This is a genomic window from Streptomyces sp. NPDC102451, assembly GCF_044765485.1.
GTDB lineage: Bacteria > Actinomycetota > Actinomycetes > Streptomycetales > Streptomycetaceae > Streptomyces.
The window spans coordinates 493,454-508,009 of sequence record NZ_JBIWKD010000005.1 but is presented as its reverse complement, the minus strand read 5'-3'; the positions used below and the strand labels follow the sequence as shown (position 1 = coordinate 508,009).

Genomic DNA, 14,556 nt, shown 5'->3' with positions numbered 1-14,556 from the left:
GATGACCACCACCACCCTGACCGGGCCGGACACCGCCGTGGCGAGCCGCCCGAGCGGCGCCGACGCCGCGCGGCACCGCCGTAAGCGCGTCCTGAACTGGATCGCGGTCCACTCCGTGGCCGTCGCGCTCGCCCTGTTCTTCGTCCTGCCGTTCGTCTTCGTCCTCCTCACCTCGGTGATGAGCGACGACCAGGCGATGAGCGGCGATCTGTGGCCGGACTCCTGGAACTGGTCGAACTACTCGACGGTCTTCCACACCCCGGGGTTCCTCGGCTGGTGGCGCAACTCGCTGATGTACGCGCTGCTGGGCACCGTGTTCACCGTGTGCTCGTCGGTGCCGGTCGCCTACGCGCTCGCCAAGTTCCGCTTCCGTGGGCGGCGTACGGCGATGATCCTGGTCATCTCCACCATGATGCTGCCGCCTCAGGTCATCATCATCCCGATGTACCTGGTGTGGGCCCAGCAGTTCCACCTGGCGGGCTCGCTCTGGCCGCTGATCATCCCCATGGCGTTCGGCGACGCCTACTCGATCTTCCTGCTGCGGCAGTTCCTGCTCACCATTCCGCAGGAGTACATCGAGTCGGCGAAGGTCGACGGATGCGGTGAGTTCCGCACCCTGCTCAAGATCGTCGTACCGATGGCGAAGCCGGGCATCGCGGCCATCGCGCTCTTCCAGTTCTTCTACTGCTGGAACGACTACTTCGGCCCGCAGATCTACGCCGCGCAGAACCCGGGCGCCTGGACCCTGAGCTACGGCCTGGAGTCCTTCAAGAGCGCCCACGCGGTCAACTGGAACCTGACGATGGCCGCGACCCTGCTCGTCATGGCGCCGGTCATCATCGTGTTCTTCTTCGCACAGAAGGCCTTCGTAGAAGGCGTCACCCTCACCGGAGTAAAGGGCTGAGAAGCATGAAGCTCGCAGTAGTTGGCGGCGGGTCCACCTACACCCCCGAACTGATCGACGGTTTCGCGAGGCTGCGGGACACCCTGCCGGTCGAGGAGCTCGTGCTCGTCGACCCGGCGGCCGACCGGCTGGAGCTGGTCGGCGGCCTGGCGCGGCGGATCTTCGCCAAGCAGGGCCACCCGGGCCGGATCGTCACCACCTCCGACCTGGACGCCGGGGTCGCCGGCGCCGACGCGGTGCTGCTCCAGCTCCGCGTCGGCGGGCAGGCCGCCCGCAACCAGGACGAGACCTGGCCGCTCGAATGCGGCTGCGTCGGCCAGGAGACCACCGGGGCCGGCGGCCTCGCCAAGGCGCTCCGTACCGTCCCGGTCGTCCTCGACATCGCCGAGCGGGTGCGCCGTACCAACCCCGACGCCTGGATCATCGACTTCACCAACCCCGTCGGCATCGTCACCCGGGCGCTGCTCCAGGCCGGGCACAAGGCCGTCGGGCTGTGCAACGTGGCGATCGGCTTCCAGCGCAAGTTCGCCGCGCTGCTCGACGTGACGCCCTCCGAGGTCCACCTCGACCATGTCGGGCTCAACCACCTGACCTGGGAGCTCGGGGTGCGCCTCGGCGGCCCGGACGGCGAGGACGTCCTGCCGAAGCTGCTGGCTGAGCACGGCGAGAAGATCGCGGGCGACCTGCGCATGCCCCGGCAGATCGTCGACCGGCTCGGCGTGGTCCCCTCGTACTACCTGCGGTACTTCTACGCGCACGACGAGGTCGTACGGGAGCTCGGCACGAAGCCGTCCCGCGCGGCGGAGGTCGCCGCGATGGAGAAGGAACTCCTGGAGATGTACGGGGACCCGGCCCTGGACGAGAAGCCCGCGCTGCTGGGCAAGCGGGGCGGTGCCTTCTACTCGGAGGCGGCCGTCGACCTGGCCTCCTCCCTGCTCGGCGGGGGCGGCTCCGCGGTGCAGGTGGTCAACACGTACAACAAGGGGACGCTGCCGTTCCTGCCGGACGACGCCGTGATCGAGGTGCAGGCCCGGGTCGACGGCACGGGCGCGACCCCGCTGGCCGTGCCGGCACTGGACCCGCTGTTCGCCGGGCTGATCGGGCACGTCACCGCGTACGAGGACCTGGCCCTGGACGCCGCGCTGCGCGGCGGCCGCGACCGGGTGTTCAAGGCGCTGCTGGCCAACCCGCTGGTCGGCCAGTTCGAGTACGCCGAGGCGCTCACCGACAAGCTGATCGCGCACAACCGGGAGCACCTGGCGTGGGCCTGACCGCACATGTGCTCGCGATCGACGCGGGCAACAGCAAGACCGACGTGGCCGTGATCGGCGCCGACGGGACGGTCCTCGGCACCGGGCGCGGGGGCGGTTTCCAGCCGCCGGTCGTCGGGATCGGCACGGCCGTCGACGGGCTGGCGGAGGCGGTACGGCCCGCCCTCGCGCAGGCCGGGGTGGACGGCGTCGACCATGTGGCGGCCTGTCTCGCCAACGCGGATCTCCCGGTCGAGGAACGGGAGTTGGCCCAGGCGCTGGAGGGCCGGGGCTGGGGCGCCACCGTGGAGGTGCGCAACGACACCTTCGCGATACTGCGCGCGGGGGTCGACGAGCCCCGGGGCGTGGCTGTGGTGTGCGGCGCGGGGATCAACTGCGTCGGCATGCGCCCGGACGGGGTGACCGCCCGGTTCCCCGCGATCGGCCGCATCTCCGGTGACTGGGGCGGTGGTTCGGGTCTTGCGGAGGAGGCGCTGTGGTTCGCGGCGAGGGCCGAGGACGGCCGCGGTGAGCCGACGGAACTGGCGCGGACCCTGCCGGGCCACTTCGGGCTCTCCTCGATGTACGCGCTGATCGAGGCGCTGCACCTGGGCCACATCCCGTACGCCCGCCGGCACGAGCTGACGCCCGTGCTGTTCTCCACCGGCGCGGCCGGCGACCCGGTCGCGCGCGGCCTGGTGGACCGGCTCGGCGAGGAGGTCGTGGCGATGGCCTCGGTCGCGCTGACCCGGCTCGGCCTGCTGGAGGAGGAGGTTCCGGTGGTGCTGGGCGGCAGCGTGCTGGCGGCCCGTCACCCGGCCCTGGACGAGCGGATCGCCGAACTCCTCGCCGTACGCGCCCCGAAGGCGGTGGTCCGGGTCGTCTCGGCTGCCCCGGTGCTGGGCGCGGCGCTCCTGGGGCTGGACCACACGGGCGCCGCTCCGGAGGCGCAGACCAGGCTGCGCGCGCAGTACGCCTGAGGACCCAGGGGGGCAGGGCGTCCCGCGGCGGTGCCGCGCGGGGCGCCCTTCGCGTACGGGAACCGATCAGCTGTCCCGAACGTGTTCATGGTGGGGGGAATTGACGGGGAGACCAGGCTGCTCAGGGGCCCGCCCGGCCGATCGCCTTGATCGCCGGCGCTCAGCCTGATCGAATACGCGTGACGGTACGGGATCCGGGCATTCCTGGTGGACTGCGGCCCCTGGGGCCATACTTCTGGCCAGGACGAGTCGTCCCCCGATCGGCCGGGGGGCCCGGGCCGTCGTCATGACCGAGGGGGAGGTCACGTGACATACCCGCCGAGCGGGGCCGCGCTGCGGGAGCCCGGGCCGGACCAGGCGTCCGCGCCCGTGACCGTGCCGGCGCAGCGCCGTGGCGCCCCGTCCGTGGCCGTCGAGCGGCTGCGCGCCGCCGCGACGACCGAGCCGGGCAGGCTGCAGATCATCGGTGCCGCACTGGCCCTGCTGGTCATGGTGTTCGGGGCGGTCACCGTCCTGGAGGTCTCCGGGCGGGCCTCGTCCGCCGACGACGTGGTGAACCGCAGTCAGCCGCTGAGCGCGGACGCCGCGAGCATCTACCGTTCGCTGGCCGACGCGGACACGATGGCGGCGAGCGGCTTCCTGGCCGGTGCCCAGGAGCCGAAGGACGTGCACGAGCAGTACGAGAAGGACATCAAGGAGGCCTCCCGGCTGCTGGTGAAGGCCGCGGGGAGCACCGACCCCTCGTCCTCGTCGCACCAGGAGATCACCACCCTGGGCGAGCTGCTTCCCGAGTACACCGGCCTGATCGAGCGGGCCAGGGCCAACAACCGGCAGGGGCTGCCGCTCGGCGGCGCCTACCTCCGGTACGCCAACCAGAAGATGACGAACGAAATCCTCCCGGCAGCCGAGCGGCTGTACACGGCGGAGACCGGCCGGCTCTCCACCGACTCGGCCGACGCCCGGCGGTGGCCCTTCCTCTCGCTGGGTGCCGGGGTCGTGGCGCTGGCCGCGCTGGTGTGGATACAGCGGCGCAACTACCGCCGGACGAACCGCGTCTTCAACCACGGGCTGCTCGCGGCGACGGCCGCGGCCACGGTGGTGCTGCTCTGGCTGGCGGTGGGGCACACGGTCGCCAGGGCGGAGCTGCATGGTGCGATGGTGAACGGGCAGCAGTCACTCGACGTCCTGAACAAGGCCCGGATCAACTCGCTGAAGGCACGCGCCAACGAGAACCTCACGCTGGTCGCCCGCGGCGCGGTCCTGACCCCGGACGGCACGCAGGACCAGTACGAGACCGACTACGGCACGGGCATGAAGGCGCTCGGCGCAGAGCTGGAGAGCGCGGTGGAGCTCGCCGGCGAGTCCGCGGGCCGCGCCCCGGTGGAGGCAGCCGTCAACAGCGTGTCCGAGTGGCAGGACCGCCACAAGAAGGCCAGGGAGACGGACGACCGGGGTGACTACGACAGTGCGCTGGCGCAGATCATCGGTCCGGAGAAGTCCACGGGCGAGTCCTTCGAGAAGGTCGACGACGCGCTGGAGCTGGCCCTCGCCCATGAACAGGACCAGTTCGACACGGCGGCCGAGGACGGCCGCGGGGCGCTGGGCGGGCTGCCGGCCGGGGCCGCCGTCCTCGCCGTACTGGGTGCGGTCGCCGCGATAGCCGGCGTCAACCGCAGGCTCTCGGAGTACCGGTGAGGGGACGAGGGATGACCAGGGCGAAAGGCTGGGCCGCGCGCGGCGGACTGCGCGGCTGGGGCGGTGTGACAGGCATGGCGGTGGCCTGTGCCGTCACGGCCTCGCTCACCCTGCTGCCGCTGGCGCACAGCGGCGGGACGCTGGGCGGGCAGAGCTCCGGCCAGGGCGCCACCTCCGCGGTGCCCGTGAAGGCCGAGGAGTGCAAGGACCCGGAGGCGAGCCTGCCGGCGTCGAAGGACGACGGCCCGAACATCAGGAAGATCAGGGAGCGCGGCAAGCTGATAGCCGGTGTCGACCAGAACAGCTTCCAGTGGGGTTACCGCAACCCCGAGGCCGGGACGCTCGAAGGCTTCGACATCGACCTCGTGCGGGCCATCGCGGAGGACATCCTCGGCGACCGCGACGCGGTGATCTTCCGTGCCATCCCCACCAACCAGCGCATCGCCGCGCTGGAGCACGACAAGGTCGACGTCGTCGTGCGCACGATGACGATCAACTGCAAGCGTGCCGAACAGGTCGCGTTCTCGACGGCCTACTTCCAGGCCGGCCAGCAGGTCCTGGCGCCCAAGGAGTCCACGATCGACGGCTACGACGCGTCGCTCAAGGGCAAGCGGGTCTGCACGGCGGAGGGCTCGACGGCGTACGACGCGCTGGCGGCGAACTCCTTCGGCGCGGTCTTCAAGGACGCCCACGACGGCACCGCGCAGGACGAGGACCAGCTGACGGTCCCCAACCAGCTGGACTGCCTGGTGCGGCTGCAGCTCGGCGAGGTCGACGCGGTGGTCACGGACAACGCGCTGGCGGCCGGACAGGCGGCCCAGGACCCGGCGGTGGAGCTGAAGGGCGACGGGCCGTTCACCACCGAGTACTACGGCGTCGCCGCGAAGCTCGGCGCCGACGACCTGGTGGCCCGGGTCAACCAGGTGCTGGCCGAGTACCGCCAGGGCGGTGCGGGGAGCCCCTGGATGACGTCGTACCGCGCCTGGCTGGAGGAGGGGCTGCCCGGCATCGAGGGGCCCCCGGCGCCCAAGTACCGGAGCAACTGAAATCGTCCGGGCCCTCGGGCCCGGCGGCAGATACGGAGAGGTGGTCGATGGGCGTGGCGGGATCCTTCCCCGGCTTCACGGGGAGGCCCCCCGGCCCGGTCATGGACCGGGACGAGGCGGACCGTGCGCTGGCCCGGCTCGGAGCGGAGCACGAGGCCATCGAGACCTCGCTCCTCGCCCTGCAGGACCACGCCGGCCGCCGGCTCCTGGAGGGCGCCGATCTGACCGGTGTCACCAAGGAACGCTGGGCCGCGGCCGAGCAGTCGATCACCCTGCTGTGGGGGTACTTCGACGCCTACGCGGCGGCGCTCGCCAGGGCCCGGGAGATCCGTGCCGGGCGCCGCTACCCCGGCAAGGACGACCTGGTGGCCCTGACCGACGTGCTGCGCGGCGACAGCGTGACCGTCGCGAACCCGGGGGCTGTCAGCTCGGGCCCCTCCACCGGTGGTCCGGCCAGGCTCTCCGAGCGGTTCACGCTGGAGGAGCTGGTCGCCCGGATGAACGACCTGTACGCCCGTTCGCTGGACATGGTCGTCACCGCGGACTCCGTGTGGTCGGCGCTGCCCGCCCGGATAGACCTGCTCGCCGCGGAGCTGCGCCGTACACGCTCGCTGGCGCACTCCGTCGGCGTACGCCCCGGGGAGCACCCCGCCGGGGACGACCTGGAGGCGATCACCGAGGAGCTGACCACCCTGCGGGTGCAGGTGATCTCCGACCCCCTGGCGTTCTGGCTGCCCGGCCCCGGCAGCGCGGCGCCCGGCGGCGGGCGCCCCGACACCGCGCGCTACGACCGGGCGGCCCGCGCCCTGGAGGACGTACGGCGGGAGATCGAGGCGGTGCTCGCGGTCCGGCAGGACGCCGAACAGCGCCTGGTCCAGCTGCGTGACGTCCTGTCCCGCGCGGACCGTACGCTCTCGGAGGCCCGTTCCGCGCGCGGCGAGGTGCTGGCGAAGATCGCCGCCTCGGAGGTGCCCGCCGTCAGCGGCCCGCCGACCGCCCTGCAGGAGCGGCTGGCCGCCGCCTCCGAATACCGCAGGCACGCCCAGTGGAACCGGCTGTCGCCACTGCTGGACTCGCTGGAGCGGGAGGCCGAGGACGAACTGCTGCGCGCCCGGGAGTCGCTGACGTCCGTGACGGCGCCGCTCGCGGTCCGTGCGGAGCTGCGCGGCAGGCTCGACGCCTACAAGGCGAAGGTGGCCCGGCACGGGCTGGCCGAGGACCCGCTCCTGATCGAGCGGTACGACGCGGCCCGCCGGATGCTGTGGAGCGCACCGTGCGATCTGCGCGTCGCCGAACAGGCGGTGCTGCGCTACCAGCGGGCCGCCACGGATCTGCTGACACCGCGCCCCCGTGGCGAGCACGGCGGACAGGGGGAGACATCGTGAGTACGGAGTGCCAGCGCCCCACATGCGAGGGCGCCTACGAGGACATGGGCGGCGGCGAGCTGTACTGCGACACCTGCGGCCTCGCGCCGGTCGTGTCGCCGACGGGCATGGTGAGTTCACCGCCCACCGGCATCGCGGGCGGCGGCAGGGGGGGCGGCCGGGGCAGCAGCAGCACTTCGCAGCGGACCGGTTCGCAGGCGTCCGCGCGCTCCTCTTCCCGTTCGTCCACCTCACGGCGTTCGGTCTCCGGGCGGCTCTCCCGCTCGCTGTCCGGAAGCTCCACGTCCCGCTCGGTGTCGGTGCGCTCCTCGGGCGTCTCGACGGGTTCCTCGTCCGGGCGCGGCAGGCTGGGCGCGGGCCTGGTGCTCGTCCCGGACGTGCCGCGGCCCGACCCGCAGACGGCGGTGATGGAGAATCCCGAGGTCCCCGAGCGGAAGCGGTTCTGCTCGCGCTCCGACTGCGGCGCGCCGGTGGGCCGGGCCCGTGGGGAGCGCCCGGGCCGTACGGAGGGGTTCTGCACCAAGTGCGGGCACCCCTACTCCTTCGTGCCCAAGCTGCGCGGCGGCGACATCGTGCACGGGCAGTACGAGGTGGCGGGCTGCCTGGCGCACGGCGGACTCGGCTGGGTCTATCTCGCGGTGGACCGGGCGGTCTCGGACCGCTGGGTGGTCCTCAAGGGCCTCCTCGACACCGGGGACCAGGACGCCATGGCCGCGGCCATCTCCGAGCGGCGCTTCCTCGCGGAGATCGAGCACTCCAACATCGTCCGCATCTACAACTTCGTGGAGCACCTGGACCAGCGCACCGGTTCGCTCGACGGCTACATCGTGATGGAGTACGTCGGCGGGAAGTCGCTCAAGGAGATCGCCAACGAGCGCCGCACCCCGGCCGGGAAGCGGGACCCGCTGCCGGTGGAGCAGGCCTGCGCGTACGGGATCGAGGCGCTGGAGGCGCTCGGCCACCTGCACAGCCGCAACGTGCTGTACTGCGACTTCAAGGTCGACAACGCGATCCAGACCGAGGACCAGCTCAAGCTCATCGACATGGGCGCGGTGCGCAGGATGGACGACGGCGAGTCGGCCATCTACGGCACCGTCGGCTACCAGGCGCCCGAGGTGGCCGAGGTCGGCCCGTCCGTCGCCTCCGACCTCTACACGGTCGCGCGGACGCTCGCGGTGCTGACGTTCGACTTCCAGGGGTACACGAACGTCTTCGTGGACTCGCTCCCCGACCCGGACAACATCGAGGTCTTCCGGAGGTACGAGTCGTTCTACCGGCTGCTGGTGCGGGCCACGGACCCGGATCCGGCCCGCCGGTTCTCGTCGGCCGCGGAGATGGCGGAGCAGCTGACGGGTGTGCTGCGGGAGGTGGTCGCCCTGCAGACGGGGCGTCCTCGCCCGGCGCTCTCGACCCTGTTCGGTACGGAACTGCGTGTGACGGACACGGCGTTGTTCGCTGAGCTGACCGGCGAGGTGTCGCGGCTCGGCGTCCGTACGGGCCCGGCGGGCGGCACGGGACGCTTCGGGCGCCGGCGGGCGGCAGCGGCCGTCCCCGCGGCCACGCTCCCGGCCCCGTCCCTGACGGCCGCCCCGCCCGTCGCCCCCGCACCGCAGGCCGCGCCGCCCGGCGCCGGTCCGCTGTACGCGCCCGACACCCATGTCCGGGGCGGCACCGGAAGCGGCGCGGTGGCGTATGCGCAGCCTCCGGCGGCCGTTCCGGCTCCGCGCGCGCCGGTCCAGGGCCCCGGTGCGCTCCCCGCCGTGTACCCGGGTGCCGGTCCCCGGCTGGCCGCGTTCGACGCGCGGGCGACCTCGCTGGCCCTGCCGGTGCCCCGGGTCGACCCGAACGACCCCAACGCCGGTTTCCTCGCCGGGGTGATGGCGTCGGCGCCCGCGGAGCTGGTCGCGGCCCTGCACTCGGTGCCCGCGGCCTCGCTGGAGACCCGGCTGCGGGAGCTGCGGGCCCGTCTGGAGATGAGCGAACTCGACTCCGCCGTACGGGCGCTGACGTCGGTGGAGACCCAGCATCCGGACGACTGGCGGGTGGTCTGGTACCGCGGGATCACCTCGCTGGTGACCGGTGACAACGAGAACGCCGCACTGTCCTTCGACGCGGTCTACGACGCCTTCCCTGGAGAGCCCGCGCCGAAGCTCGCGCTGGGTGTCTGCGCGGAGGTGCTGGGGCAGCTGGACAACGCCGCGGAGTACTACCGCCTGGTGTGGGCGACGGACCCGAGCTTCGTGAGCTCGGCGTTCGGGCTGGCCCGGGTGCAGATCGCCGCAGGTGACCGGGGGGCGGCGGTGCGCACCCTGGAGTCCGTACCGGAGTCGTCGATCCACTACACGGCGGCCCGGGTCGCCGCGGTGCGGGCCCGGCTGCGTGAGCGGGCCCCGCACGAGCCGCTGATCGACGATCTGTCCGCCGCCGCGGACCAGGTGACGGCGCTGCAGGGCTACGGCCTGGACGCGGTGAGACGTGAGCAGTTGTCGACCGAGGTTCTGGGTACGGCACTTGACTGGGTACTCTCCGGTAGTCCCACGGATCGGCCGGCGGCTCCGCCCTCTCCCGCGGCAGCGGGCCCGAGGACGGTGCTGGGCAGCGAGCTGGACGAGCGGGGCCTCAGGTTCGGCCTCGAACGCTCGTACAGGATGCTCGCCCGGCTCGCGCAGCGGGGCGACGAGAGGATCGAACTGGTGGAGCGGGCCAACCGTTTCCGCCCCCGGACCTGGGTGTGAAGATGTCACAGATCCACCAGCAGGCCTCCTTGCCGGGGTGCCCCAGCTGCGAGGAACCGCTGGAGCCGGGCGACCTGTTCTGCGGAGCGTGCGGGTACGACCTCTCGGCCGTGCCGACGCCGCCGGGTGACCGTCCGACGGTCGCCATCACGGTGCCCGCGCAGGGCGCGGGGGCGGCTGCCGCCGGCGGTCCGGTGGAATGGCCTCCCGCCTCCGTGACGGACAGCGCCGACGTCCCCGCGCCGACGCACCGGCCGGCCGACCTGCCGGGCGTGGACTCGGGCGGCAAGCCCCTGCCCACCGCGGAGGGGACGGCGGTCCGCTACGACGAGCCGGACGCCCCCGAGGCCGCCCCTCAGGGCGGTCCGGACAGCGCGTCGGGCGATTTCGAACTGGCCGCCCCCGATCCCCGTACCGCCGAGCACGCGACCGCCGGTGGAGTGGCGGTGGGCGCCAAGATCTGCGTGGCCTGCCGCTCGGGCCGGGTGGACACCGACGGCTACTGCGAGAACTGCGGCCACGCGCAGCCCCGCGAGCGCGACCACATGGAGCAGGAGCTCGGCTCGGTGGCCGCGGTCAGTGACCGTGGCCTGCGCCACCACCGCAACGAGGACGCGTTCGCGGTGTCCACCACGGCCCTGCCGGACGGCTCACCGGCCGTCGTCGCCATCGTGTGCGACGGCGTCTCGTCGGCGAGCCGCCCCGACGAGGCGTCGGCCGCCGCGGCGAGCGCCGCCAACGAGGCGCTGCTGGAGTCGCTGCCGCGCGGCACGCACCCGCAGCAGGCGATGCACGAGGCGATCCTGGCCGCGTCCGAGGCGGTCAACGCGCTGGCCCAGGAACCGGGTCAGGCGCTGGAGCACGATCAGCACCGCCATCAGAACGCCCCGGCATGCACCCTGGTCGGCGCGATCATGGCGAGCGGTCTGCTGGTCGTCGGCTGGGTCGGCGACAGCCGTGTCTACTGGGTCCCCGCGGACCGCGCCCACGCCTCGGCCCGGCTCACGGAGGACGACTCCTGGGCCGCGCAGATGGTGGCGGCCGGCCTGATGAACGAGGCGGAGGCGTACGCCGACGAGCGCGCCCACGCGATCACGGGCTGGCTCGGCGCCGACGCGTACGAACTGGAGCCGCACACCGCGTCCTTCAAGCCCGACCGGTCCGGCCTGGTGGTGGTCTGCACCGACGGTCTGTGGAACTACGCGGAGGGGGCCGACGAGATGGCCGCGGCCGTGCCGCCCGATGCGTACGAACGGCCGTTGCACGGGGCCCAGGTGCTGGTCGGTCACGCGCTCGACGGCGGGGGCCACGACAACGTAACAGTGGCGCTGCTGCCGTTCGCCGTGACGGCACCAGGGGCAGGATCGGCCTGAGCCGCGTCCGGAGCGCCGGCGCCCGGCCGGCGCTCCGCCCTGCCCTGTCTGTACGCCCCCGCGTCCCGCGCCGGCGCCCTACGCCCTGAACTCCGTCCGCACACCCGTTCTCTGTCTTCGTCTGACATACGTGGAGCCTCAAGGAGCCGATCAGATGGCCAACTTCTCCAAGTCCAGCGTGCCGCAGTTCTCCGTCGAGGTGTACCAGAACGCCTACCTGCCCGAGGGCGGTCGTGACGTCAACGCGATCGTCACCGTCACGTCCACGGGCGGGGGAACGACCGGCGGGGTGCCGCTCGCCGACGGTGCCCCGGCACCCGCGCGCCTCCCGGGGCAGGCGCCGGCCGCCGCCGTGGTGCTCATGGTCGACTGTTCGGGCTCGATGGAGTACCCGCCGACGAAGATGCGCAACGCGCGTGACGCGACGGCTGCGGCCATCGACACCCTGCGGGACGGCACCCGGTTCGCCGTGATCGCGGGGACGCACGTGGCCAAGGACGTGTATCCGGGCAACGGGCGGCTGGCGACGGCCGACCCGGGGACCAAGGCCCAGGCGAAGGAGGCGCTGCGCCGGCTGAGCTCGGGCGGGGGCACCGCGATCGGGACCTGGCTGCGGCTGGCCGACCGGCTGCTCGGGGCCGCCGAGGTCGACATCCGGCACGGCATCCTGCTGACCGACGGGCGCAACGAGCACGAGTCCCCGGAGGATCTGCGGGCCGCTCTGGACTCCTGTGCGGGCCGGTTCACCTGTGACGCGCGAGGTGTCGGCACCGACTGGGAGGTGAAAGAGGTCACAGCGATCGCCTCCGCCCTGCTCGGCACGGCGGACATAGTCGCCGATCCGGCGGGCCTCGCCGCGGACTTCACACGGATGATGGAGAACGCGATGGGCAAGGAGGTCGCGGACGTGGTCCTGCGGCTCTGGACGCCCGTCGGTGTGGAGATCGTGTTCGTCAAGCAGGTGGCTCCCACGGTCGCCGACCTGACCGGCCGCCGCACCGAGGCGGGGCCGCGCGCCGGCGACTATCCGACCGGCTCCTGGGGCGACGAATCCCGGGACTACCACGTGTGCGTCAGGGTTCCGGAGGCCGGGATCGGCCAGGAGATGCTGGCGGCCCGGGTCTCGCTGATCCTGCCGCCCCCGTCCGGCGGCGGCGCCCCGCAGACCCTTTCGCAGGGTCTCGTACGGGCCGTGTGGACCGACGACATGGCCGCGTCCACGTCGATCAACCCCCAGGTGGCGCACTACACGGGACAGGCGGAACTGGCGCAAGTCATCCAGCAGGGGCTGGATGCGCGTAAATCGGGAGACTTCGACGGCGCGACGGCCAAACTGGGCCGTGCGGTGCAGCTCGCGTCGGCCTCCGGAAACGCGGATACTGCGAAACTGCTTTCGAAGGTGGTCGACGTCGTCGACGCGGCGACCGGTACTGTGCGACTGAAAGCGAGGGTCGCGGAAGCGGACGAGATGACACTCGAAACGCGCTCGACCAAGACAGTTCGCGTCAAGAAATAGCGACACGAACGACAGGAACGCAGCCGTACGGAGGCCCTTCCGGCCGACCGGACGGTGCACCGACAAGCATGGCGGCCTCCGGGCCGGACGAGGAGAGGGGGAAGCGCCGACATGCCGACCTGCCCGAACGGACACCAGTCGGGTTCCGAGGACTGGTGCGAGGTCTGCGGACACCGCATGGCCGGGACGGGCGCGCCCACGGGCGCGGTCCCGCCGCCGCCTCCCCCGCCGCCCGCGCCCGGTTACGGCTACCCGGGCCCCGGCTCCGGAGGGCCGACCGCCCAGGCCGAGCTCTGCCCGCAGTGCCGCACGCCGCGTGAGGCGATGGCGCCGTACTGCGAGGAGTGCCGCTGGAACTTCCTCACGAACACGGCGACGTCGTACACCCCGCTGGCTCCGCAGGGCGGTGCCGGGGGTCCGGCTCCCGGCCTGAATCTGCCGCCCGGCTTCCAGGCGCAGCAGGGCCCGCCGCCGCAGCAGCAGCGGGACCCGTTCGAGTACCAGGGTTCCCGGCCTTCGCAGATGAACCGGCCGGCCGAGCCGCTCTCGCCGGAGCAGGGCAGCCGCCCCGGTCCGCCGCCGCCCCCGCCGTCCTTCCAGCAGGGGCCGCCGCCTCCGCCGTCGTTCCAGCAGCAGTCGCCGTCCCCGTTCGAGTCGCAGGGACAGCCGGGTCAGCCGGGTCCCGGCCGGCCGGGTCCCGGTCCGCAGGGTCCTGGCCAGCAGGGCCCTGGCCCTGGTCAGCAGCCTTCGCCGTTCGAGCCGCAGCGGCCGGGCCAGCAGGTCCCGGGCCAGCAGGGTCCCGGTCCGCAGGGGCAGAGCCCGCAGGGGCCCGGCGGCCCCCAGGGTCCCGGTCAGGGTGGCCCGCCGTCGCCGTTCGAGCCGCAGCGGCAGGGGCCGCCTCCCCCGCCGTCGTTCCAGCAGCAGTCCGCGCCGCCCGCGCCCCAGCGGCCGCAGGCCCCGGGGACCGGTGGGGACGACGACTGGATGCTGCCGCCGCCCTCGCAGCAGCAGCCTCCGCAGGCATTCCAGCAGGGCCCGCAGACGCCCCATCCGCCGCTGGTGCCTCGTACACCGCAGGCGCCCCAGCCTCCGCAGCAGCAGTTCCCCGGCCAGGGCCCCGCCCAGGGCGGCGGGGACCAGGGGCCGGGCAGCTGGACGGCCGTCATCGGCCCGGACCGTGACTACTTCCTGGCGATGATGCAGCGCAGCGGCCCCGAGGCGACGGGGCTCAACCTGCCCGCGTACTCCCCGGAGCAGCACCTTCCGCTCACCGGCAACCAGATCACCATCGGCCGCCGCCGGCACAGCACCGGCGAGTCCCCCGACATCGATCTCGCCGTACCGCCGGAGGACCCGGGCGTCTCGCACCAGCACGCGGTGCTGGTACAGCAGCCGGACGGCACCTGGGCGGTCGTCGACCAGAACTCCACCAACGGCACCACGCTGAACGGCGCCGAGGACCCGATCCAGCCCTACGTCCCCGTCCCGCTCCAGGACGGCGACCAGGTGCACGTGGGTGCCTGGACGACGATCACGGTCCGCCGCGACTGAACCGCACGCTCCGGCCGGGGGGGGGGGGGGGGGGGGGGCGGGGCCCCCCCCCGGGGGGGGGGGGGGGGCGGGGGGGCGACATTTACCCCGGCCCCCCGGAAGGGCACACCCGCGACAAGCA

Annotated in this window: 10 protein-coding genes; all 10 read left to right on the top strand. The window is 73.0% G+C overall.

Features of this window, described 5'->3' with window-relative positions:
- Position 1: 1 nt before the first annotated feature.
- Complete coding sequence (locus ACIRD8_RS15210; RefSeq protein WP_403990539.1) at positions 2–904, top strand: carbohydrate ABC transporter permease; 903 nt, start codon at positions 2–4, stop codon at positions 902–904.
- Positions 905–909: 5 nt separating this feature from the next.
- Complete coding sequence (locus tag ACIRD8_RS15205; RefSeq protein WP_403990536.1) at positions 910–2,175, top strand: 6-phospho-beta-glucosidase; 1,266 nt, start codon at positions 910–912, stop codon at positions 2,173–2,175.
- Positions 2,166–3,134: an N-acetylglucosamine kinase gene (locus ACIRD8_RS15200; RefSeq protein ID WP_403990533.1), complete on the top strand. Its 969-nt coding sequence runs from the start codon at positions 2,166–2,168 to the stop codon at positions 3,132–3,134. Before ACIRD8_RS15205 ends, ACIRD8_RS15200 begins: the two co-directional genes overlap by 10 nt.
- A gap of 306 nt (positions 3,135–3,440) precedes the next feature.
- Complete coding sequence (locus ACIRD8_RS15195) at positions 3,441–4,829, top strand: hypothetical protein (protein WP_403990530.1); 1,389 nt, start codon at positions 3,441–3,443, stop codon at positions 4,827–4,829.
- An 11-nt stretch (positions 4,830–4,840) separates the two neighbouring features.
- On the top strand, positions 4,841–5,875 hold the full coding sequence (locus ACIRD8_RS15190; RefSeq protein ID WP_403990527.1) for a glutamate ABC transporter substrate-binding protein: 1,035 nt from the start codon (positions 4,841–4,843) through the stop codon (positions 5,873–5,875).
- A 47-nt stretch (positions 5,876–5,922) separates the two neighbouring features.
- Entirely contained in the window at positions 5,923–7,260 is a 1,338-nt protein-coding gene (locus ACIRD8_RS15185) for a hypothetical protein (RefSeq protein ID WP_403990524.1), read from the top strand.
- Positions 7,257–9,995, top strand: a complete 2,739-nt coding sequence (locus ACIRD8_RS15180) for a tetratricopeptide repeat protein (protein WP_403990522.1) — start codon at positions 7,257–7,259, stop codon at positions 9,993–9,995. The genes ACIRD8_RS15185 and ACIRD8_RS15180 overlap by 4 nt, the downstream gene beginning before the upstream one ends.
- Before the next feature lie 2 nt (positions 9,996–9,997).
- On the top strand, positions 9,998–11,368 hold the full coding sequence (locus tag ACIRD8_RS15175; protein WP_403990519.1) for a PP2C family serine/threonine-protein phosphatase: 1,371 nt from the start codon (positions 9,998–10,000) through the stop codon (positions 11,366–11,368).
- 154 nt (positions 11,369–11,522) lie between these two features.
- The gene (locus tag ACIRD8_RS15170) at positions 11,523–12,884 is read left to right on the top strand and encodes a VWA domain-containing protein (RefSeq protein WP_403990516.1); all 1,362 of its coding nucleotides are present in this window, start codon (positions 11,523–11,525) and stop codon (positions 12,882–12,884) included.
- Between the two features lie 111 nt (positions 12,885–12,995).
- Positions 12,996–14,435, top strand: a complete 1,440-nt coding sequence (locus ACIRD8_RS15165) for an FHA domain-containing protein (RefSeq protein WP_403990513.1) — start codon at positions 12,996–12,998, stop codon at positions 14,433–14,435.
- Positions 14,436–14,556 lie beyond the last annotated feature (121 nt).

Coding starts and splice junctions, on each gene's coding strand:
- ACIRD8_RS15170 (WP_403990516.1), top strand. CDS start 11,523: ATGGCCAACTTCTCCAAGTCCAGCGTGCCGCAGTTCTCCGTCGAGGTG.
- ACIRD8_RS15190 (WP_403990527.1), top strand. CDS start 4,841: ATGACCAGGGCGAAAGGCTGGGCCGCGCGCGGCGGACTGCGCGGCTGG.
- ACIRD8_RS15205 (WP_403990536.1), top strand. CDS start 910: ATGAAGCTCGCAGTAGTTGGCGGCGGGTCCACCTACACCCCCGAACTG.
- ACIRD8_RS15175 (WP_403990519.1), top strand. CDS start 9,998: ATGTCACAGATCCACCAGCAGGCCTCCTTGCCGGGGTGCCCCAGCTGC.
- ACIRD8_RS15165 (WP_403990513.1), top strand. CDS start 12,996: ATGCCGACCTGCCCGAACGGACACCAGTCGGGTTCCGAGGACTGGTGC.
- ACIRD8_RS15185 (WP_403990524.1), top strand. CDS start 5,923: ATGGGCGTGGCGGGATCCTTCCCCGGCTTCACGGGGAGGCCCCCCGGC.
- ACIRD8_RS15210 (WP_403990539.1), top strand. CDS start 2: ATGACCACCACCACCCTGACCGGGCCGGACACCGCCGTGGCGAGCCGC.